Origin of the sequence: Parabacteroides vesiculifaciens, assembly GCF_049860805.1 — a bacterium.
Lineage (GTDB): Bacteria > Bacteroidota > Bacteroidia > Bacteroidales > Tannerellaceae > Parabacteroides.
This window is the reverse complement of the sequence record NZ_CP187555.1, coordinates 2,752,197-2,774,537: the sequence shown is the minus strand read 5'-3', so window position 1 is coordinate 2,774,537 and position 22,341 is coordinate 2,752,197. Positions and strand designations below refer to the sequence as shown.

Annotated in this window: 20 protein-coding genes; 10 read left to right on the top strand and 10 right to left on the bottom strand. The window is 45.1% G+C overall.

Features of this window, described 5'->3' with window-relative positions; all coding sequences use genetic code 11:
- Positions 1-5: 5 nt before the first annotated feature.
- Complete coding sequence (gene leuB / locus ACPYIV_RS11330; protein ID WP_293731754.1) at positions 6-1,067, top strand: 3-isopropylmalate dehydrogenase; 1,062 nt, start codon at positions 6-8, stop codon at positions 1,065-1,067.
- Between the two features lie 83 nt (positions 1,068-1,150).
- On the opposite strand, the gene ACPYIV_RS11325 is transcribed toward leuB, so the two are convergent.
- Both ACPYIV_RS11325 and ACPYIV_RS11320 read right to left on the bottom strand, forming a co-directional pair.
- On the bottom strand, positions 1,151-2,224 hold the full coding sequence (locus ACPYIV_RS11325; protein ID WP_293731755.1) for an acyltransferase: 1,074 nt from the start codon (positions 2,222-2,224) through the stop codon (positions 1,151-1,153).
- A 46-nt stretch (positions 2,225-2,270) separates the two neighbouring features.
- A complete protein-coding gene (locus tag ACPYIV_RS11320) occupies positions 2,271-3,092 on the bottom strand; it encodes a tetratricopeptide repeat protein (protein WP_293731756.1) in 822 nt (273 codons plus the stop codon).
- Between the two features lie 163 nt (positions 3,093-3,255).
- Between ACPYIV_RS11320 and ACPYIV_RS11315 the strand changes: the two genes are divergently transcribed.
- Both ACPYIV_RS11315 and ACPYIV_RS11310 read left to right on the top strand, forming a co-directional pair.
- Positions 3,256-4,095 (top strand): mechanosensitive ion channel family protein, encoded by an 840-nt coding sequence (locus tag ACPYIV_RS11315; RefSeq protein WP_370648526.1) that lies wholly within the window; start codon positions 3,256-3,258, stop codon positions 4,093-4,095.
- A 366-nt stretch (positions 4,096-4,461) separates the two neighbouring features.
- On the top strand, positions 4,462-6,990 hold the full coding sequence (locus tag ACPYIV_RS11310) for a DUF6383 domain-containing protein (RefSeq protein WP_425883054.1): 2,529 nt from the start codon (positions 4,462-4,464) through the stop codon (positions 6,988-6,990).
- Positions 6,991-7,070: 80 nt separating this feature from the next.
- Here the strand turns inward: ACPYIV_RS11310 and ACPYIV_RS11305 are convergent, their stop codons facing one another.
- Complete coding sequence (locus ACPYIV_RS11305; RefSeq protein ID WP_425883052.1) at positions 7,071-7,901, bottom strand: hypothetical protein; 831 nt, start codon at positions 7,899-7,901, stop codon at positions 7,071-7,073.
- A 58-nt stretch (positions 7,902-7,959) separates the two neighbouring features.
- Here ACPYIV_RS11305 and ACPYIV_RS11300 point away from each other — a divergent pair, with 58 nt between their 5' ends.
- The 5 genes from ACPYIV_RS11300 to ACPYIV_RS11280 all read left to right on the top strand — a co-directional run bounded on the left by ACPYIV_RS11300 (position 7,960) and on the right by ACPYIV_RS11280 (position 11,830).
- Entirely contained in the window at positions 7,960-8,136 is a 177-nt protein-coding gene (locus ACPYIV_RS11300; RefSeq protein ID WP_301704690.1) for a hypothetical protein, read from the top strand.
- Between the two features lie 5 nt (positions 8,137-8,141).
- Entirely contained in the window at positions 8,142-8,825 is a 684-nt protein-coding gene (locus ACPYIV_RS11295; protein ID WP_370648525.1) for a type 1 glutamine amidotransferase domain-containing protein, read from the top strand.
- Positions 8,826-8,887: 62 nt separating this feature from the next.
- Positions 8,888-9,616, top strand: coding sequence for a nitroreductase family protein (locus tag ACPYIV_RS11290; RefSeq protein ID WP_425883049.1), 729 nt, complete (start codon positions 8,888-8,890; stop codon positions 9,614-9,616).
- A 317-nt stretch (positions 9,617-9,933) separates the two neighbouring features.
- Positions 9,934-11,367, top strand: a complete 1,434-nt coding sequence (locus ACPYIV_RS11285) for a CCA tRNA nucleotidyltransferase (RefSeq protein ID WP_293739213.1) — start codon at positions 9,934-9,936, stop codon at positions 11,365-11,367.
- 28 nt (positions 11,368-11,395) lie between these two features.
- Positions 11,396-11,830 (top strand): DUF6078 family protein, encoded by a 435-nt coding sequence (locus tag ACPYIV_RS11280; protein ID WP_425883047.1) that lies wholly within the window; start codon positions 11,396-11,398, stop codon positions 11,828-11,830.
- Positions 11,831-12,116: 286 nt separating this feature from the next.
- Here the strand turns inward: ACPYIV_RS11280 and ACPYIV_RS11275 are convergent, their stop codons facing one another.
- The 6 genes from ACPYIV_RS11275 to ACPYIV_RS11250 all read right to left on the bottom strand — a co-directional run bounded on the left by ACPYIV_RS11275 (position 12,117) and on the right by ACPYIV_RS11250 (position 17,997).
- Entirely contained in the window at positions 12,117-13,793 is a 1,677-nt protein-coding gene (locus tag ACPYIV_RS11275; RefSeq protein ID WP_425883045.1) for a formylglycine-generating enzyme family protein, read from the bottom strand.
- Positions 13,794-13,806: 13 nt separating this feature from the next.
- The gene (locus ACPYIV_RS11270; RefSeq protein ID WP_293731762.1) at positions 13,807-14,265 is read right to left on the bottom strand and encodes a hypothetical protein; all 459 of its coding nucleotides are present in this window, start codon (positions 14,263-14,265) and stop codon (positions 13,807-13,809) included.
- Between the two features lie 15 nt (positions 14,266-14,280).
- Positions 14,281-14,604 (bottom strand): hypothetical protein, encoded by a 324-nt coding sequence (locus tag ACPYIV_RS11265; protein ID WP_425883043.1) that lies wholly within the window; start codon positions 14,602-14,604, stop codon positions 14,281-14,283.
- An 11-nt stretch (positions 14,605-14,615) separates the two neighbouring features.
- The gene (locus ACPYIV_RS11260; RefSeq protein ID WP_425883041.1) at positions 14,616-15,155 is read right to left on the bottom strand and encodes an RNA polymerase sigma factor; all 540 of its coding nucleotides are present in this window, start codon (positions 15,153-15,155) and stop codon (positions 14,616-14,618) included.
- Positions 15,156-15,171: 16 nt separating this feature from the next.
- Entirely contained in the window at positions 15,172-15,519 is a 348-nt protein-coding gene (locus ACPYIV_RS11255; protein WP_293731765.1) for a hypothetical protein, read from the bottom strand.
- 261 nt (positions 15,520-15,780) lie between these two features.
- The gene (locus ACPYIV_RS11250; RefSeq protein WP_293731766.1) at positions 15,781-17,997 is read right to left on the bottom strand and encodes a RelA/SpoT family protein; all 2,217 of its coding nucleotides are present in this window, start codon (positions 17,995-17,997) and stop codon (positions 15,781-15,783) included.
- Between the two features lie 174 nt (positions 17,998-18,171).
- On the opposite strand from ACPYIV_RS11250, the gene ACPYIV_RS11245 reads away from it, so the two are divergent.
- The gene (locus tag ACPYIV_RS11245; protein ID WP_293731767.1) at positions 18,172-19,692 is read left to right on the top strand and encodes a DUF4301 family protein; all 1,521 of its coding nucleotides are present in this window, start codon (positions 18,172-18,174) and stop codon (positions 19,690-19,692) included.
- A 34-nt stretch (positions 19,693-19,726) separates the two neighbouring features.
- Here the strand turns inward: ACPYIV_RS11245 and ACPYIV_RS11240 are convergent, their stop codons facing one another.
- Positions 19,727-21,040, bottom strand: a complete 1,314-nt coding sequence (locus ACPYIV_RS11240; RefSeq protein ID WP_425883037.1) for a Gfo/Idh/MocA family protein — start codon at positions 21,038-21,040, stop codon at positions 19,727-19,729.
- Positions 21,041-21,215: 175 nt separating this feature from the next.
- Between ACPYIV_RS11240 and ACPYIV_RS11235 the strand changes: the two genes are divergently transcribed.
- Entirely contained in the window at positions 21,216-22,334 is a 1,119-nt protein-coding gene (locus tag ACPYIV_RS11235; protein ID WP_425883035.1) for a PCMD domain-containing protein, read from the top strand.
- Positions 22,335-22,341: the final 7 nt, after the last annotated feature.

The following is a 22,341-nucleotide window of genomic DNA, read 5'->3' as shown; positions in this document are numbered from 1 at the left end:
CGAATATGAAATTGAATATTGCAGTACTTCCCGGCGACGGGATCGGTCCTGAAATATCTGCACAAGGTGTGGATGTGATGAGTGCCGTTTGTAAGAAATTCGGACACGAAGTCCGTTATGAATATGCTCTTTGCGGGGCTGATGCGATCGACAAGGTGGGCGACCCTTTCCCGGAAGAAACGTACCGGATTTGTGAAAAGGCCGATGCCGTGCTGTTCTCTGCTGTAGGTGATCCGAAGTTCGATAACGATCCGACAGCCAAAGTGCGTCCCGAACAGGGATTGTTGGCTATGCGTAAGAAACTGGGCTTGTTTGCCAATATCCGGCCCGTACAAACCTTTAAGTGCCTGCTGCACAAATCACCGCTTCGGGCCGACTTGGTGGACGGGGCGGATTTCTTGTGCATCCGTGAACTGACCGGGGGGATGTATTTCGGAGAAAAATATCAGGATAACGATAAGGCTTACGATACCAATATGTACACTCGCCCAGAGATCGAGCGCATCTTGAAAGTCGGTTTCGAATATGCCATGCAGCGTAAGAAACATCTGACAGTGGTCGATAAGGCGAACGTCCTGGCCTCTTCACGCCTGTGGCGCCAGATTGCGCAGGAGATGGCTCCCTTATATCCGGAGGTTCAGACCGACTATATGTATGTCGACAATGCGGCTATGCGTATGATCCAGGAACCCAAATTCTTCGATGTCATGGTGACGGAGAATACGTTTGGCGATATCCTTACCGACGAAGGCTCTTGCATCAGTGGTTCCATGGGCTTGCTCCCTTCTGCTTCGACAGGCGAAAGCACTCCGGTATTCGAACCGATTCATGGCTCATGGCCGCAGGCTAAAGGACTGAATATCGCCAACCCGTTGGCACAGATCCTTTCGGTAGCCATGTTGTTCGAGTATTTCGGTTGCAAGGCGGAGGGCGCTTTGATCCGCGAGGCTGTGGATGCTTCGCTGGACGCTAATGTGCGTACTCCCGAAATCCAGGTGGAAGGCGGTGCAAAATATGGCACGAAAGAGGTCGGCGCATGGATTGTCGACTATATCGGGAAGAAGTAAGGGGACAAGACTAAATCCCGCTTGCTAATTGACATAATTTAGGCACGGATTACTAACTCTGTGAAATCCGTGCCTAAAGATATTTATCCGATTATGTATTTGCTCTTCGGCAGATAAGAAAGGGCCTTAATAACTAAATAAGAAGTGATGAAAGTGCAGATCGCGATTAACGGTATCTTGATCATGGCGCTGTCGAACAGGCTGTTCAACAGGTCATAAAACAGATTCAGCAACATGATATGTACCAGATAAATCCCGTAACTCTTAATCGATATATCCGTAACCAACCTTCCGCAGGATGAATCCGGGTTCTTGATCCGGATGTTCTTAATCAACAGGAAAATCCCCGTTGCCACCATTGCGACATTAATAGTCTCGTATCCCCAGGTGATTTCCAGCTGCGGGACATATTCGGCTGTCGATAACCGTTCGTGGAAACCGTACCAGGTAATGAAATAACCCACTGCCAGCAAAGCGATGCCGACCGGCAGGTTCCAGCTTTTCCGTTCGGAAGCGTATACCCGCAAGTAATAAGCCAGTATCATATATCCCAACAGGCCGGAGAAGTAATATAACATCGGAGTCCCGTTCCAGAAACATTCTCCTAATACTTCCGGGAATACCAGATGGATGTAAGGCACACACAAAGAAAACGCCCATATACCGAGATACAGCTCGATGCTCTTTCGCGAAGCCGTCTTTAACCAGGGCGAAATGATAGGGGCGAAGAGATACAACCCCATCAGCATATAGACGTACCAGAGATGTCCCACCTGTGTCCCGAAGTTTACAGGGATTTTGAGGATGTTTACACAGGCGGTTGCAAAGTCGACCTGTCCCCGGAAGAACTGATAGAATGAATAAGCGATGCACCAGAATATAAAAGGTATGACTACGCGGGTGAAGCGTCTGCGGAAGAATTGCGCCGGTTCGTCTTTTACGGGAAGGAGGAAATAGCCGGTCAGCATTACGAACAGAGGGACAGCCGAACGGCAGACCGAGTTATAAAGGTCTACCCAAAAAGCATTCTCCCCTTTTATCACATCCCCGACCGGACCGATATAATAAAACTCTCCGGTGTGTACCTGGATTACCATGTAGCAGGCCAGAACCCGCAGTACATCGAGCGCAAAATTGCGTTTAGCGTCTTTCTGCATAATAAGTAAGATGATTTAAGTTTGTTAGAAAATATTTGTTTGCTTATTATTGGGCCAGTTTCATCAACTCCTTGATTACTTCCTTATTATATCCCATCGATTCGGCTTTCTTGAAATCGATGGCTGCCCGTTCTTTTTCGTATTGTGCCAGTTTGATCTTGCCTCTCAGTACATAGAGGTTGGCTGTCGGTTTGCTTTCGGTAAAGACTTTCTCTATATCCGCCATGGCGCGTGCGTTCTTGCCCATCATGAAATACAGGTCTGCACGCCCTTCGTAGAGCACCCAGTCGCGGGGCATTTCGCTGATGAGGTAGTTGAATATCCGTTCGCTTTCGTCAAAGTTCCCGCGCATCTTTTCCAGGATGGCATGGCCGAGGCGGGCACGGACTGATTTCTCGTTTACTTCCAAGATCTTGTCGAAGTCCTGTTCCGCCCACATATAATTTTGTAACTGTATATAGAGCAGCCCGCGACAATAAAGCGCCTCTTGATGTTCCGGATCTTCTATCAGTAGCGTGTTATAATCGTTCAACGCTTTTTCCGTTTCTCCCAGTTCGGTGTAAAGGGAAGCCCGGTTTTCGAGAATGGTGATGTTCTTGGTATGGCCGCTCAACGCGGAAGTGTAGGAGATGAGCGCGTCCTGCAACTTCCCCTGCCGGCGCTGTATGGTTCCGAGGTTCGTGAGCAGGGCATAGTTCAGCGGGTTGGCCGGTTCTTTGCGCATGGCCGTTTTCAGGCTCTCCTCTGCGGACACTAAGTCGCCTTTATCTACGAAGTCGTAGCTTTTCTCTATTAATTCTTCGTATGATTGCGCAAAGCTATTCCCTATAAATAGGAACAAACCTATAATAATCAAGAAAGTCCTCATTCTCTATCGTTTATATCTGTTATCTGACCGATTGCAAAACTACATAATAAAATCGGTTCTTTATTAGAATAAAAAAACTTTATACCTTTGCTACAATTTCTAATACTTTTAGAAAGAATGACTGTTATGTAATAAGTATGAATTTCCATAAATACAAATAATTATGATTGTAGCAGCAATAGACTTTTCACATGGTTTGGAAGGTATTTTTAATTCCCTGATGACGCAAGGGGCGGCATTGGGATGGACGCTTATCAAGGCGTTTTTGGTTTTTATAGTCGGGCGTCTCCTGATTAACTTGGTGAACAAACTGATAAAACGGGTTTTGCTGAAACGGGATATCGAACCTTCGGTGAAGACCTTTGTCGGAAGTTTGGTAAATGTTGTCCTGACTATTTTATTGATCATCTCGGTTGTCGGTGCACTGGGTGTGCAGACCACTTCGTTTGCCGCTCTGCTCGCTTCTGCCGGTGTCGCTGTCGGTATGGCTTTGAGCGGCAACCTGGCGAACTTTGCGGGCGGATTGATCATCCTGTTGTTTAAGCCTTTCAAGGTTGGTGACTATATTGAGGCACAGGGCACAGGCGGTACGGTGAAGGAAATCCAGATTTTCCACACGATTCTGGCGACACCCGATAATAAAATGGTGTATATCCCGAACGGATCGTTGAGTAGCGGAGCGGTTACGAACTTCAGCCGGCAGGCTACCCGCCGCGTGGACTGGACGTTCGGTGTCGATTATGGCGAAGACTATGATAAGGTAAAGGCGGTGATCGAAACGATCCTTGCCCGTGACTCCCGCATTTTGGCTGATCCGGCTCCTTTCATTGCCTTACATGCATTGGCGGACAGCAGTGTGAATGTTGTCGTCCGTGTATGGGTGGAAAGCTCGGATTATTGGGATGTCTATTTCGGAATAAATCAGGCTGTTTATGCTACATTTAATGAAAAAGGCATCAACTTCCCGTTCCCGCAACTTACTGTGCATCGGGCTGATAACTGATTTGTCCTGAAAAGAAAAGGATTCGTTCAATAATCGACAGGTTTTGTTAGGAGTCCTTTTGAAGGATAGAACTTTAAACAAAAAGATTTATCTTTGTCAATTATTATAATAATTAATAAGGAAGATATAAGTATAAGATATTAAGAACTTTATTTCATTACTTTAGTATTATTATTTGATTATAAGAGAAAATGATTCCCGGCTCGTCACTTTGGTGGCGAGCCTTTTTTATTATGGCATGGATAGTGACGTTTTTGTACATTAAGCCCGGATGTAAGTATCTTTTATATTAGATTATAACTTTGTAAAACTGAACTTTTCTATCTTTGCCTCTGTTAAAGAATTGAATAATTAAACAATTTGCATATGAATAAAAAATTTACACTTTTGGCTGCGGCCTTAATGACGGTAGGAACTTTTACTGCGGCAAGTGCGGCAGGTGATGTTCCGAGTAAAGATTGGACTGCAGGTAATTATTATTACTTGAAGACTGGCGATAATTACTTGTCTCTGGATGGAAACAAGGCTGATTCTGTAATAGTGAAAGAAATCACTTCGTTTGAAAAAGTAGATAAAGCAGCTCGTGATTCTGCTCTTTGGGAAATTACGGGGATAACAGAAACTGCTGGAACAGTTTATCAATTTAAGAATAAAAAGACAAATGCAGTTCTGTCTTTTGCTGCTTCTCAGGAAACAACTCCTGTTTTAGCTTCTGGTATCAATAAATGGAAGTTTACTGATGGTGAAAGTTTAAGTGCTTCTATAGACGGTGATAAAACGATGACATTGGCTTTAGATACAGATAAAGGTATTGTATTTAAAGGTGGTTCAGTATTGAAACTAACGGTGACTAAGCCTGATACAATGACGATGACTCCACAAGATCTTGGCGATGGTTTCAGTACTTTTCAGTTAAATTTCGGCGAGAAATATGAAGGAAATATCTTTACAGGTGAAGATCTAATTGCCAATTCTGTTGGAGATAAAGGTTTTATGACTTTGCAGGTTAAAGGTGATGAAGCATATCCGAATGGGGTTAAGAAGTTTTTAGGTGTTGATACGCTCAAAACAACGATTAACAATCAGCAGAATGTATTTGGCGCTGGATTTGCATTAGATTCGACTCGTAAAGTTTTACGTCCGAATGAACTTTGCCAGCATTTCAAGTTTGTTGTCAATTTGCAGAATGATTCAATTGCGATGTTTGTAGCAGGTGCCCCTGATTTTGATGACAATTTAGACGTTAATACAGCAGCGGGTGATACTGTTCGTGTTGTTTATGCTCAAACCGGTAGCACAAAAGTTTTAACAGTTTCTAAGTTTGACGCAGATGCTCAGCCATTGCAGGGTAAACTTCCTTTGATTAAAGTATCAAAGGGTACTCCTGTTACAATCCCGACTGGTACTGGTGTCTACTTCTTGCAAAAGGTAAGTACCGGTGCTGATAATGGTAAATATTATGTGACTGAGAATACCTTTATGGGAGGTGATAGTGTTCCTTCTCTTAATTTGGCGAGAGGTCAGTGGTATATTAAGGAAAATAACGGTAAATATTCTGTTGTTGATCGTCAATCAAATTCTAAGATGATCATAGATAGTGAAGTGTTTGCTGTACAGGGAAAAGAAAATACTTATTTGTTTGGTAAAGACTCTGTGAAGATTTCTTGGCAGGCTGTCAATTTGAAAGACAAATATTTAGGATCTCTCTACTTTACTGAAGACGAATTGAATGCTAACGGTTATGTGCTGAACTTGGTTTCAGGAACAACAGGAGTAAGTGACATTTATGCTTATACTACAGATTCTATTTTAAAAGGTAAAGCCGGTGATGCTAAAGATGCAGCAATCTTTAAACTGATTCCGAGCGATACAGTTCTTGCTGGTGGTGCAACAACACTGGGAGATGAGCTTTTCGTTATTTCTTATAAACTGAAGGGTTTGTTTAACAGTGATACGATAACTGCTCAATCAGATAGTCTGAAATTTTCTAAATCGAAGTCTGCTTTATCATTCACGTTCATTTCTGATGCTAACGCTGAGAAGTATGCTATGTTGACTTCTATTGGTGGAAAAGACAATTATGTTGGTATGAATGTCAATACCTCTTGTGTACAGCTGTCAGATAAAGCTGCATATGTAAACCTCGAAGCCGTTGACGCTCCCGAATATGCTTTATTTGCAAGTGCTCACAAACGTTTGGCCTATAATAACAATGCTTTAGTTATGAATCCGCTGAACTTCTTTGCTGAAATGAAAGATGAAGGTAATCTAATTACAAAAGCAAATTATGAAGCAGATAACTTTAGCTTGTGGGTTGAACAAGATACGGTAATTGCTGGTAAACAATTGTATTTTATATCTTCTGGTGTTGCTAATGGTGGTAAAGCTGAAGCTGATATTCGCTATTACTTAGCTGCTAAAGATACGACAAGAGCAGGTATTGATGCTACTACTTATGCAATGTTTATTTCTCATGATTCAATCAAAACAATGAAAAACAGCCCTGCTCTCTTCGCATTCAAGACTGCTGAAGAAGGCGGTTATTATCTGGAAAACCAGAAAGAGTTGAATAAAACGAATGGTAAGCCTTATGTTGGCGTTGTAAACGGTTTTGCAGTAATGCAAGCCACTCCGAGTGCCGCATTCGAAGTACAAACCGCTTCCGCTCCGACAGCCAACGAAGAGATGAACGTATCTGAAATCAAGGTAATCAGTAATGACGGTCAGGTTATCGTAACGAATGCTTCCGGTAGAAAGATCACGTTGTCTAATATCTTAGGACAGACAATCGGTGTTCGTAGAGCAAGCTCTGAATACTTCTCAATGCCTGCTACATCCGGCATTGTACTGGTAACTATCGAAGGTGACACCACTTACAAAGTGATTGTAAAATAAGAACTATAATCTTATAACCAAAAAGGCGGCCTCCTGTAAAGGGAGCCGCCTTTCTTTTTTAGTAATTTTCGGGAGAAGACCTATTTCTCTCCCGAAAGTTTCTTATCCAAATAAGCCAGTTTCTTAATCGCTTTTTCCTTCTCTTTCGTCAGCTTTTCGATGTCGCTTAGTACGACAGCCAGTTCGTAGGTTGAGGCGATTGCTTTCTTATCCGCATCGGCAATATAGAGAATGTAAGGTTTGCCGCCTGTATATTCGACCTTGATGCGTTCCCCTTTGTTGGCAAAAATGAATTTAACGGCATCTTCGCATTTTTCCCCTTGATAAGTCACAACTTCGGTCGTATTCCCTAAGTCCTTGAAGTGGTAGTTCAGGCCCCCGTCGTAAGGGATGGCGGGTGTTTCGGCGAAAAGACCGTCCGGGGTACTCAGTTTAATGCCGGTATGATTGATGGGCTTGCCTCCGAAATAAACGCTTGCCAGATACATTTCCCCTTTTTCGTTGACACCTGAACGGATGTAGCAACGCTGGATGTTACGTTCGATTGTCTGCTGCTTGGAGACATAATTGCCGATTTCGTTATAGGCGGAATCCTTTTCGAAGTTAAAACCTTTCTTCAACCCTTCCAGTTCCTGCTGCTTGACCGGGATCAGGCTGTCGCAGAAAGCAAGGTTGCGTTCCGCCTCCTTTTGTTCCACTTGGCGCATCAGCGTCAGACCGTCCCGGATCACTTTGAGCTCTTTCGGGTACAGGATGCGGATGCTGTCGATCTCACTTTTGGCGGCAAAGAACTCATTCCGTTCATACCTGTTTCTGGCATTGTCCAGCCTTGCCTGTGCATTCTTTTCGTCATTGTTGCAACCGCTCAATGCCACGGCTGCAAGTGCTATACAGATTGCTGACTTTTTCATTATGATACTTGTTTAATTGTCTACTTCTTATTAGGCAGATCAAAGATAAGGATAAAAAATGAGAATAAGGACAGGTGGGCGCAAGAAGGTTGTAGACAAGGGGGTTAGAGAAAAATGGGCAGCGGGAGCGAAGCCAATCAAATATATTCCTGGGGCCATGTTAAAAAATATATCTTCAGGAAACAATCAATCCATGTATATGTTTTATTTTGAAAAATATGAATCAACAATTTGATTATCATGAAGATTTTAATAATTGTTACCAGTACAGGGAGTTTTGCCAATGGGAAACTCGCAACCGGATTATGGCTTAGTGAGTTTACTCATATCTATCATAGTGCAAAAGAAAGCGGTTATGATATAACGGTAGCCAGTCCGAAAGGAGGTCATACTCCCATCGATCCCGAAAGTTTAAAACCGATTTTTTGGGATGAAATGTCTAAAATGTATTGGGAAAAGCCTGAATTCAAAGATATGCTGAATCATGTAAATAGTTTGGATAGCGTGTTGGAACAACGGTTTAATTGTGTATATTTAGCCGGTGGACACGGTGCAATGTATGATTTTCCAGACAATGCAGCTTTAAAGGCAATCATAAAGAAACAGTATGAAAGCGGTAAGATGGTGTCTGCCATTTGTCATGGTGTCAGTGGACTGTTGAATGTCAGACTATCCAATGGCGAATATATGATTAAAGGCAAAAAGCTGACGGGATTCAGTTGGTTTGAGGAAAGTCTTGCCAGAAGAAAAGAAGAAGTACCTTTCGATCTTGAAGCGTTGCTGAAAGAGAGAGGAGCCGATTACGAAAAAGCATTGATACCTATGACCTCAAAAGTAGTTGTAGATACAAATCTGATTACCGGGCAAGACCCATTCAGTTCTAAAGAAATGGCGAAGGTCGTTATGCAGCAATTAAATAAATAAACAATGATAAGTGGCTGAAGTAATCAGCCGGAAATAAATGTTTAATTCAAATCAGTATCATTATGAATTTAGATGAAGTCCTCCATCATCGCCGCTCTGTACGGATGTATGATAAAGAAAAACAGATAGATACGGAAAAGGTAAAACATTGTTTGGAACTGGCTACATTGGCTCCTAACAGTTCGGATATGCAATTATGGGAATTTTACCATATTACGGACCCCGAACTATTGGCAAAAATTTCAAGGGACTGCCTTGGTCAGAAAGCCGCTTCTACTGCTTCACAAATCGTCGTTTTTGTAGTACGGCGTGACTGGTACAGGAAACATGCGCGATTCGTACTCGATTTCGAACGGGAGAACATTCGTCGCCACAGTCCGAAAGAACGTCAGACCAAACGTATTAAGGACCGGGAAATCTATTACGGCATATTGATGCCTTTTGTCTATGCCCGGTTCTTTGGTATTCTTGGATTGTTCAGGAAATTGTTGGCTAACATAATCAGTATTTTCCGTCCGATGATGCTTGAGGTTTCCGAGAATGATATACGTGTTACAGCCCATAAATCCTGTGCGCTTGCCGCGCAAACGTTTATGATTGCAATGGCAAACGAAGGCTATGACACCTGCCCTTTGGAAGGGCTGGACAGCCGTCGGCTGAAAAGGACATTGAAATTACCTCATGGTGCTGAAATAAACATGGCTATTCCTTGTGGAATACGGGATGAAAATAAAGGCATTTGGGGCGAACGTTGCAGGGTGCCTTTTAAGGATGTTTATCGTAAGATGTAAGGCATTCATTATTCTTAGTTCACTGTTTGTTTATGCCAATGCCTTTCCTTAAAAGTTACATGATTTCTCAAAAGCCCATCCTTGTTCTGGAAATCAAAACTTTATCTTATTCGTTGCAAATGATATTGGAAAAAGGGAGAATTAGCATCCCCGCAAGAATTTAGTTATCTTTGCCGGTCAAATGAAGATTTATTTTAGGCACGGATTACACGGATTAACACGGTTTTTATTTAAAATCAATATATTATCCGCGAAATCCGTGTAATCCGTGCCTAATATTATACCGATAACTCATCATTTGTTAATAAGCAAATTTTATGTACATAGAACAAGAAGATATATTAAAACATATTTCGGCGAAGCCGTTTCATTTGATTTCGGAAGCAGCGGACGAGTTGGGGGTTGAAGCATACGTGATTGGTGGTTATGTGCGGGATATATTTCTGCATCGCCCTTCTAAAGATATTGATGTCGTTGCCGTAGGGAGCGGCATCGAGCTGGCGAAAGCCGTTGCGAAGAAGTTGGGGCGGGGAGCTTACTTGTCCGTATTCAAGAACTTCGGTACGGCGCAGGTGAAGGCTGGCGATTTGGAGCTGGAGTTTGTCGGTGCCCGTAAGGAATCCTACTCGCGCGATAGTCGCAAACCGATTGTCGAAGACGGGACGCTCGAAGACGACCAGAACCGCCGCGACTTTACGATCAACGCCCTGGCACTTTGCCTGAATAAGGACCGGTACGGCGAACTGGTCGATCCTTTCGATGGCTTGACCGATATGGACAATTTGCTGATCCGCACCCCGCTCGATCCGGATATAACCTTTAGCGACGATCCGTTGCGCATGATGCGTGCCGTCCGCTTTGCCACGCAGTTAGGTTTTTTTATCGATCCCGACACCTTCGATGCGATCGAACGGAATAAGGAACGTATCTCGATTATCTCAAAAGAACGAATTGTAGATGAATTGAATAAGATCGTTCTTTCGCCGAAACCCTCTGTCGGTTTCGATCTGCTGGATCGTTGCGGGTTGTTGCCTCTGATCTTCCCTGAACTTTGTGCCCTGAAAGGGGTGGAGACGAAGGAAGGGATCGGGCATAAGGATAACTTCGCCCATACCTTGATGGTGCTCGACCGCCTGAGCAAGACCACTGATAACCTGTGGTTGCGCTGGAGCGCTCTTTTCCATGATATAGCCAAGCCGACGACGAAACGTTTCGACCCGCGCCTGGGCTGGACGTTCCATAATCATAATTTCATCGGGGAGAAGATGATCCCCGGTATTTTCCGTAAGATGAAGCTGCCGATGAACGAGAAGATGAAATATGTCCAGAAGATGGTCAGTCTGCATATGCGTCCGATCGCCTTGTCGGACGATGAAGTAACGGACTCGGCTATTCGCCGCTTGCTGTTCGATGCGGGCGACGATATAGACGACCTGATGAAACTTTGCGAGGCGGATATCACGAGCAAGAACCCTGAAAAGGTGCGCCGCTTCCTGAACAACTTCAGGAAAGTCCGCAGCAAGCTCGCCGATATAGAAGAGAAAGACCGTGTCCGCAACTTCCAGCCTCCTGTAACGGGTGAAGAGATCATGGAAACGTTCGGGCTTCCCCCTTCGCAGCCGGTCGGTGTCCTGAAAGAAGCCATCAAGAATGCGATCCTCGACGGCGTGATCCCGAACGAATATGAAGCAGCCCGTGCCTTTATGCTGCAACGGGCGGAGAAGATGGGGCTGGAACCGGTAAAGGAATGATTGATAATAATTATAAAAAGAAGAATAAATGAAACCTGAATTTAATTACGAATCCGTCCCCTACGCTTTTTCTCACTGCTTTTGCGGGCAATGTAAAATGGCTGATAAATGTCTCCGCCACCAAGTTGCCCTCCGGATTCCGGCAAGCAGGCATTCCGTACCGGTCATAAATCCGAATAATGTTTCATTAGATGGTAAGAATTGCCAGTATTTCAAGGCTGATAAGTTGTCTGTGTACGGATTGGGGATCAGCTGTATGTTTGACAACTTGAATTATCGAAAGGCGATTGCGGTCAGAAGACTGATTTATTCTTATTTCGGGCGAAGCATGTTTTACCGGATTCTCCATAAAGAACGTCATGTTACGCCTTCCGAACAGGAGTATATCCGGCAGATATTCGTTAACAATGGAGTCGATGCCGAACCGGTCTATGATGAATATGTAGAAGAATATGATTGGTAAATCCTAAGTATATGTTTTTCCATGCCTATGGGAATTTTTTCTCATGCCTGTGAGTATTTATTCTCATGCTTGTGAGAAAAAGTTCTCATGCCTATGAAAATCGTGAGAATTGGGAGCTTTGTTAATCAGTGACTTAATCTTTTTTGCGCTTGACGTGGGATCGCATTAGAACCGACCATATAAATATCTGATCGATAAGGCTTGTTTTTGCGGTCCCGCATCAAGCGCGAAGATAAGAAAGTTTTGGCATACTTTTTCAGTTTCCCTCAATCCGTTTAGATCCTGTTTACATTGATTGTATATATGCCACGGTATTGAAAGAATCAACCCTTACCACCCTGAAACCGACATTGGCGTAGCCCTGTGAACCCATTCTCACGACATCCGATTTTTCACTACGGCAATCATCCCGGTCAGAATCCCAACTACCACCTTTGACGATATACGAACCGTTTGTGTTCGTTGATGAGGTCCATTCCCAGCAATTGCCCCAGAAATCGATGCCTCCACAAGCGCCGGTTGTTTGCTTGTAAGCATCCACCGCCGTCAATCCGGATTCCACGTGGCCCGAGTTCATGGAGACATCTTTAGGCATATGACCGGCACCGAGAATCCACTCTTCATCGCTTGGAAGATGATATGCGTGCGAGTCGTCTCGGGCCGTAAGCCAGTCGCAATAAGCAGTGGCTTCGGCAATCGTAACATTTACTACCGGATAGTTCTCTTTTCCTTTATCATAGATAAAGCCATCTTTGAAGGCTGCGTATTCAGCATTAGTCACAGGTGCAAAACCGATGTAAGCATTCGGAGCTGATGCACCGCGCAACACCATCCAGGCGTCATTCGGGTTGTCGTCGATTCGAGGGTCAATGAGTCTCAGGAACTGTTGTTCGAGCCGAATATCCCGATTCTCGACCATCTCGTCCACAATACCCTGCATTTCTTCTACGAGGTCGGGAGTTTTTGCCTCTCTCTCCAGTTCACGGAGCTTGGCTTTCTTTCGTGCCACGACCTTATCATAGCGAAGTCCCATTTGATCTAACAATGCCTGCTTATTCTCTTCCGTCGGGTTCTGTTGGTATTGGCGGAGAAGAGCAGTCGTAGTGGCATCCAGTTCAGGACGTTCTTCTTCCACAAGCGGCGCATCGGGGTTGTCAAACTCCAATTCGCTTTCCATCAAATCGTTCGGAATTATAAAACAGGCCCGTTCCACCGTCTGGTGTACGCCGAAATAATGAGCGACCAATCCGGCCTTGTAGATGGAAAGCCTGTATCCGCCATAGACTTCACAAGGAAAAGTAGAGATATAATAGTCCTTTCCGGGAGTGAAGCCGGACTCATCAGAAGCACTGAAAGTAATGATGGAATTGGCGTTTTCTGTTCCATCCATCATAGGCTTTCCCTGATCATCCCATTTAATCCTGGCTGTACCGGACAGGGCATAACCATCGACACTTTCCAACTCTACCTTTGTTACACCCGCCATTTGGAAGTTGAGTTTTATGCCACCGCAAACAGTATGGAAAAACAGAGAATCAGAGACGGTACGGGCCACTGTCACTACAGACTTTTCATCATACCCGTTGCCCCCGTCTGTTTGAGCGGAGGGAACGGTTACAGTTATACTTTCATGATCCGAAGACACCATGTTATCTGCCGGATAAGTGCCACACAAAGGATTCTCATCGGTAAAAGTGCCTTCGACAGTGCCTGAAAGGCTCGACTTGCACCCCGTTTCCTGTGCTTCCACGAGAACTGTTTGCCCATCGTGAAGGAGCATTATAATATCGCCTGCACTCCAATTGGCATGAAGTCCGTCAGAGATGATAGCGGTGAGGTTTTTATGGGCTGAATCCTGCTCTTGCTCGCAGGGAAATACGATATCTTCTATTTCTTCATCGTTATCCGAACACGATGCAAAGGCAAGCAGTGCCATAAAACAGAATAAGGTTCTACTTTTCATCTTTCTGCGTATTTTATCTTCTGTTCCGATTGCCATTACCTTTGCGTTTTGACAGGCGATCCATTATTTGCCGTTCCAGTTCGTACACACGCTTGATTTGTTTTTGCGTCAGGAACTTGCTGTATTCCTTGTAATATTTTTGCCGGATATCCAAAATCTTTTGGCTATGCTCGAAGCGATCTTTTATCTCCTGTTCCGTTTCCACATCCGTTTCTGACGGCGCATTACGACGGGAGTTTTTGCCTGTTCTCGGACCGAGTGCCCATATCTCTTTTTGGTATTGGCAGTAAGTCTCGACAAACCGCTCCGCTATGGTATCATCCATCACCATTTCATTCGCGATATGCCGTGCTTGCTTTTCTGCCAGTTCTTCACGGCTCAGGCGTTGTTTGTTACTATTTTGGGCACATATCGTTCCACAATAAGCCATCATTGCGACAGCAAGCATAAATAGGCTAAAAAAACTTTTCATAACTGTTCAAACTTTTTATTCGTTAATAAAAATATCGTCTTGATATACAGAGAACATATATATCTGATCTTCTGTGCTGAGATTGCCGAATGCCTGTTCCACATCAGCAAAGCCAACCGAATGTCCTTGATTAAGAACGAGAGCCAGCACAATGGCGGCAGCTGTCGTTGTCAGGGCGGTTATTACGACGCGCATGAACGTACGGTCCTTTTTTGTCTTGACTGCCGGTTGCCTTTTCAGTTCCTGCCAGACATTATCCTCCATTTCTGTAAAGAAATCATCGGGAACGGTATAAGGCATCCGTTTTCCTGCCTTGTTGAAATCGAAATTTTTATTCATATTCATTCCTTTTAGTCGTGCGAGTTCATATACTGTATAATCTTATCTTTGGCAATATGGTAATTTGCTTTTGCGGCGGAAACCGTCGAGCCTGTGACTTCGGCAATCTCTTCGTAATCCAATTCGTCATAATAGCGTAAATTGAATGCTATCTGCTGTTTGGCCGGAAGCGATAATATGGCATTCTGCAATTTGATAGACTCCAAATCGCCGTAGTCCACATAGGTGTCGGCCATAATTCCTCCGGCATCGGCGGCCTCATAGTCCAAAGACAACTGTTCTTCGTGGTAGCGACTCAATATGCGTAATGCCTCATTTGTCGCAATCTTGTAAATCCATGCGGTAAATGAACCGCTTTCATTGAACCGGTCAAAAGAGCGGAATATCCTCACGAATGTTTCCTGCGTTGCATCTTGTGCGTCTGCATGTGTCACGACAAGCCTGCGGATATGCCAATAGACCGGCTCTTTGTAAGTCGCCATCAGCAGGCGGAAACCCTTGTCGGGATGCTTTTTCATCGCAAGGATAATATCATTGTTTTTTACAGCCATTGCGTGACGGATGTTCTTATCTCTTGGTATATAATTTCTTCTTGCCCGTAACAACAAGCATTATCGGATTCTTTTCATTGCAGGCGAACGCATCGAGTTCCGCTTCTGCCATGTCTTTCGACAATCCCGTCATTTTTGCATACTTCTTAATGGACAGGTATTGATTCTGTTTTAGATACGCAATTGCCATCTGGAGCCGTTCTTTTCGATTGAACTTGCTGTCTATGCGGACTGTCGTTGCCGGTTTTGCAATTACAGTAACGACACGCTGCGGATGGTGACGATGTTGTGCACTTGCTGAACAACAGGTCATAAATGATATTACAGCTATTAATCCTATTGCTTTCTTGAATATCGAGTTCATTGTTTCAAAAATTATGTTATACATTTTAATTTGCAAATAGTTCTTCCGGATGAACTTCTATATATAAGACCTTACAAAATGGCAAAAGTCAAATTAGAGTGCAAATTTTTTTGTTAAGACAAGTCACGCCGGACATCTTTTACCCGGCGGTCGTATTCTGGTGAATGGTATAATCCACCATTAAATTTGAAGAACAATAAGAATTTATAGTATGTAGATCGAGTTCAATCTCCTTCTTTAGCAATATCGATGGCTGTAATTTTATGAGTTTAACCTTTCGACTGTTTTGACCCCTTTCACCGCGTTGATCTTTTTGGTCAACATATTCAGCGCCGTCGTGTCGCGAACCATTACCGTAAAGTTTCCCTGGAAGATCCCGTCTACCGAGTCGATGTTCAATGAGCGGAGCGTGACACCCGTTTCCTTGCTGATGACGGAGGTGATGTTGGTGACAATTGCGATGTCGTCACGGCCGATCACCCGGAGCGTAACGATATACCCGTTGTCTCCCTTGCCGCTCCATTTCGCCTGGATGATGCGGTAGCCGAAACGGCTGAACATCTCCTGCGCGTTCGGGCAGTCCATACGGTGGATCTTGATCCCTTGTGTGGAGACGAAACCGAACACCTCGTCCCCGTAGATCGGGTTGCAGCATTTCGCCAGTTTATATTCGATGCCTGTCAGGTTCTTGTCGATCACTAAGACATCCTTGTTCGTCGCGATCTCTTCCGCCTCGGTCGTCGTGATATATTCTTCGGCGCTGCGGACTTCGGTATGTTCGTTCGTTTCCGTTTCCCGGCGAACCTGCTCCAGGTATTCGTCGATAACCTGATTCGGGTCGAGGCGTTCCTCGGCTATCTCGACATAGAAGTCGGTGACGGTCTTGAAACCTTTCTTTTTGATATAACGCATCAAGACCGGTTCTTCCATCTCGATCTTCCGGTTCTTGAAACGGCGTTGCAGCATTTCTTTGGCGAAGTCTACCGCTTTGGCAGTCTCTTCACGGAGTGCCTGTTTGATCTTTACCCGTGCTTTGGAAGTGACGACGATGTTCAGCCAGTCGCGCTTCGGGCTCTGGGTAGGGGCGGTGATGATAGAAACCGTGTCGCCGTTGTTCAATACATATTTTATAGGGACATTCCTCTCGTTCACTTTTGCCGATACGCATTTGCTGCCGAGCTTGGTATGGATTGCGAAAGCAAAGTCAAGCACGGTCGCCCCTTTGGCCAGCTTGATCAGTTCGCCTGTCGGAGTGAAGACATAGATCTCGTCCTTGTACAAGTCCATCTTGAAATCCTGCATCAGGTCGAGCGGGTTGTTCTCCTTCGTTTCTAAGGCGGCGCGTACGGTGTTCAGGAATTCATCCAGTCCGCTTTCCGCTTTTCCCCCTTTGTATTTCCAGTGCGCGGCCAGTCCCCGCTCGGCGATCTCGTCCATGCGGCGGGTGCGGATCTGCACTTCCACCCATTTGTTCTGCGGCCCCATCACGGTGATATGCAAACTCTCGTAACCGTTCGTTTTCGGGATGGAAATCCAGTCTTTCATGCGCTTTGGGTTCGGCTGGTACATGTCGGTGATGATCGAGTAGACCTGCCAGCAATCCGAACGTTCCTTTTCATACGGGGTGTCTAAGATGATACGGATGGCGAACAAGTCGTATATGTCTTCAAACGGGATGTTCTGCTTTTTCAGCTTGTTGTTGATGGAATGGATGGATTTGGTACGTCCCTTGATGTCGAACCGGAAGCCGGCATCTTCCAACTTGCTCTTGATCGGTGCGATAAACTCGGCGATGTAGATGTCGCGCGAACGCTTCGTCTCGTTCAGTTTCTGTTTGATGAAGTCGTACTGCTTGCGGTCGGTATATTTCAGCGACAAATCTTCCAATTCGCTCTTGATGGTGTATAATCCGAGGCGGTGGGCAAGTGGGGCGTAGAGGTAAGAAACCTCCGTCGCCAGCCGTTTCCGGTCATCGTCGTTCTTTAAATGTTTGCCGAGGCGCATCAGGCAAAGACGGTCGGCGATCATAATCAGGATCACGCGTACGTCTTCGGCAAACGAGAACAACAACTTATGGAAGTTTTCGGAATCGACAGCCGTATTGCGGGCGTAAAGGTCCGAAGTTTTCAGCAGGCGGCTGATGATCAGGGCGACATCCGAATCGAATGTTGCTTTCACTTCATCCAGCGTGACGATCTTTTTCAGGACTGGGCGGTAGAGCAGGAGCGCGATGACCGAGGTGCGCTTCAGCCCGATCTCTACGGTGGCGATTAACGCTGTGTCGATATTGCGGAGCAGGCCGTTGATGCCGTTTTTGTCTCGTCCGTAACAATCCAAAGCTACAACCCGGTGCATCAACTCCTTCATCTTACTCAGATCTTCTTTTTTCAGGAAAGAGTATAGATGGCGTAATAATTGCTTATACTTGGAGAAAAACTGCTTTTTCTCCTCTTCGGTAAAGAACGGTTGTATATCCATAGTCGTCTGTCTTTTTACTGCCTGTTTGAGGGCTGTCCGTAAAACATACCGTAAAAGTAAGTTTTTCTGCGAATATCAATGCAATTCTAATGGTATTTTTATACATTTGCGATATACATTGGCTGGTAGGCCTTTGTAGCGTGTCTGATTATTAACTTATTAAAAAGATATACTATGTTAAACGCAAAAGACTTAGAGTTACTGGCGGCTAAAGGGATCAGCGAAAAGCAGATTGAAGAACAGTTGGCTTGTTTCGTGAAAGGGTTTCCTTTCTTAGAAATTACAGCTTCAGCGTCGGTAGAGAGAGGGATTAGGGTGATCCCGCAGGAACAACAGGCTGCTTATATGGATGCCTGGGATACTTACTTGGCAAAGAATAAGAAGATTGTGAAGTTCGTGCCGGCTTCGGGTGCGGCAAGCCGTATGTTCAAGAACCTGTATGAGTTCCTGTCTGCCGGTTATGACGAGCCTCAGAATGCGTTTGAGAAGAAGTTCTTCGACGATATCAGGAAGTTTGCTTTCTATGATGCTTTGAACCAGGCTTGTATCGGGAATGAAGCGAAAGATATTCCGGCACTGGTTGCTCTCGGACAGTATAAAGCTGTTGTTGCCAACTTGTTGGAGCCGAAAGGGCTGAACTACGGACAGCTTCCGAAAGGTCTGTTGCTTTTCCACTCTTATCCGAAAACATCCCGTACGGCTATGGAAGAACATCTGGCCGAAGGTGCGATGTATGCGAAGAATAATGCCGGAGAAGTGAATATCCATTTCACGGTATCACCCGAACATAAGGAGTTGTTCGAACAGTTGGTTGCCGCCAAAGCGGGAGATTATGAAGAGAAATTTTCTGTCAAATACGATATTTCTTTCAGTGTGCAGAAACCGAGTACCGATACGATTGCTGCCGATATGGAAAATAATCCGTTCCGTGACAAGAACGGTAACCTGTTGTTCCGTCCGGGCGGCCACGGTGCCTTGATTGAAAACCTGAACGATGTGGATGCCGATGTGGTGTTTGTTAAGAATATCGATAATGTGGTGCCGGACAGCTTCAAATGTTCGACCGTTATCTTCAAGAAGGTGATCGCCGGCGTATTGGTTTCTCTACAGGAACGCATCTTCAAGTATCTGGAACTGATCGACAGCGGTAAGTATTCGCATGACCAGGTAGAAGATATGATTCATTTCCTGCAGGAAGACTTGTGTGTGAAGAACCCGGAAATGAAATTGCTGGAAGATGCCGAATTGATTCTTTATATCAAGAGCAAGCTGAACCGTCCGTTGCGCGTCTGCGGTATGGTGAAGAATGTCGGTGAACCGGGCGGTGGTCCGTTCCTCGCTGTCAACTCGGATGGAACTATATCTTTGCAGATTCTCGAAAGTTCTCAGATCGACTTGAAAGATCCCGAAAAGAAAGCGATGTTCGAACAAGGTACGCACTTCAATCCGGTGGATTTGGTTTGTGCGTTGAAGAATTACAAAGGCGAGAAGTTCAACCTGCCGGATTATGTGGACAAGAACACCGGGTTCATCTCCTATAAGAGCAAGGATGGCCGCGAACTGAAAGCGTTGGAATTGCCCGGTCTGTGGAATGGTGCGATGAGCGACTGGAATACAATCTTTGTCGAAGTGCCTATCGAAACCTTCAACCCGGTTAAGACGGTAAATGATTTACTGCGACAGGAACACCAATAAATGAAAAGGGCGACCATCCGGCCGCCCTTTTTGTTTAAATCTTCGGCAGTTCCCAGGGAGCCCGGTATTCTTTACATAAATATTTATCGGCTTCCGCATCGTGGAAACTCTTGCCATCCCACGTCAACTTCTTACCGGTACGGTAGGCGATGTTGCCCAATTGGGAGAATTTGGCGATGTGGGCGCCGATCTCGATGCTGGCATTACAATTACGGTTGCGCGACTTGATGCATTCCAGATGGTTCTTTACGTGCAGGTTCAATCCGCCTTCACCGTATGCTTTCTTCAAAGGGACAGCTTCCATGCGCGCTTTGCCGTTTACCTTTTCGGGGATTACTTCCCAGCCGCCACGGTCGACAACCAGCGTCCCGTTCTCACCGACAAATCCCAGGCCGTGATTACGTCCGTAAGCCCCGTCGTCGATACCGATCGCATGATCCCACATAACCGTGAAATCGTCGAAAGTATAGATTGTTTGCAACAAATCCGGCGTTTCGCAGGCATCGTCCGGATAACCGAACTTCCCGCCCGAAGCCATGATGGAGTTCGGAGCCGTTACATTCATGCCATATAATGCATAGTCAAGCAAGTGCACGCCCCAGTCGGTCATCAGCCCTCCGGCATAATCCCAGAACCAGCGAAAAGTGAAATGGAAGCGATTCCGGTTGAACGGACGTTGAGGAGCCGGGCCCAGCCACATGTCATAGTCGATTCCGGCAGGAACGGCCTCGTCCGGCTTTACCGGAATGGAAGGGCACCAACCCTGATACGAGAAGACGCGGACGGTACGGATCTTGCCTAACTGGCCGCTATGTACGAATGCCATGGCATCCTGCCAGTGCGGATCGCTGCGCTGCCATTGTCCGACCTGCACCACCCGGTTGTATTTCTCGGCGGCGCGAACCATAATGTTACATTCTTCAATGCTGTTGCCTAATGGCTTTTCGCAATAAACATCTTTACCGGCCTGGCAGGCGGCTACCATTTGCAGGCAGTGCCAATGGTCGGGCGTACCGACGATTACAACATCGATATCTTTGTTGTCGATCAGTTTCCGCCAATCTTTGTAAAGGTTTTTAACTTTCTTGCCTGTAATCTTTTCCGTATCGGCAGCCCGTTTGTTCAGTACGCCTTCGTCAATGTCAGACAGTGCGATACATTCCACCTCCGGATTCCGCAGGAATGCTTGCAAATCGGAAAAACCCATACCGTTGCAACCGATCAGGCCGACACGTATCTTGTCGTTCGCCCCTACGCTTCCGGGGGTTGCATTAATAAAGAAAGGACTCATGGAAAGGCCGGCACCTAATAAGGTTGCTTGCCGGATAAAATCTCTGCGTGTTGTCATGGTCTTGTGAATTAGATAATATAAGTTATTGAGCCAAATGTATAAATAAAAGGTGAGCGGTACAATAAAAACTGTGATAAAAATATAAATACAGTGGCTTTTTGAGAAAAGGAGCGTATTTTTGTAACCGGTTTGCTTTTTAAGGGAAACTTATTATTTATAAAACAAGTAGAGTATGAAAATAACTTATTTGATCACATGGCTTTTGTTGAGCATCACGTTTATGTCGTGTATACGGGACGAAGCGCCTAATGCGGAAGCGGATATATTAACTTGTATAGTTCCCGCTGATATACTGAAAAGAGATCCGGTCATAGAGAATAATAAGGTGACGTTGATGGTAAAGGCGGATATCGATCTGAAGCATCAGGCTCCGGAGTTTACATTGACACCCGGCGCTACAATTTCTCCTGCTGGCGGTACGGAACGGGACTTCACAACCCCACAATATTATACGGTTACTTCTCAGGATGGAAACTGGAAGAAAGAATATCAGGTTGCCTATCTGATTGCCGGAATCAGTACGGAATATCATTTCGAAGATGTAGATTCGGTAGTGAAAACGAATTATGCATATGATGTATTTTATGATTTGGATGAAGCAACAGGTAACCGTATTAATTGGGCGAGCGGAAATGCCGGTTTTGCACTGACTGGTATGGGGTCTAAAGACCGGACGAGTTTCCCGACGAGCTCTGTTGCCGATGGTAAAATAGGGAAGGGTGTGAAGTTGGAAACAAAGGAAACGGGTAGTTTCGGAGAAGGTTTCGGTATGCCTATTGCTGCAGGTAATCTTTTTATGGGAACGTTTGATGTCTTGAGCGCTCTTACGAATGCATTGAAAGCAACTCGTTTGGGTATGCCGTTCGAACATATTCCGACTTATATTAAAGGTTATTATAAATATAAGGCAGGTGAGGTGTTTCAGGAGAAAGGCGAACCGGTAAAGAATAAGAAGGATACGTGGGATGTCTATGCTATCTTCTATGAAGTAACCGACAAAGTCCGTTATCTGGACGGGACAATTGTAGAAGGTAATTATACACATCCGAATCTGGTGTCCGTCGCCTTATTGGATGATAAAGACAGGAAGGAGACAGATGAATGGACTGAGTTTTATATTCCTTTTGTAATGAAACCCGGTAAGGCTATCGACCGCGAGAAACTGAAATCCGGTGGATATAATGTCTCGATTGTTTTTTCTTCCAGTAAGGAAGGTAATTATTTCCGGGGAGCTCCGGGGAGTACCTTATATATCGATGAAGTTGAATTGATTTATGCAGCCGATAATTAAAATAAAG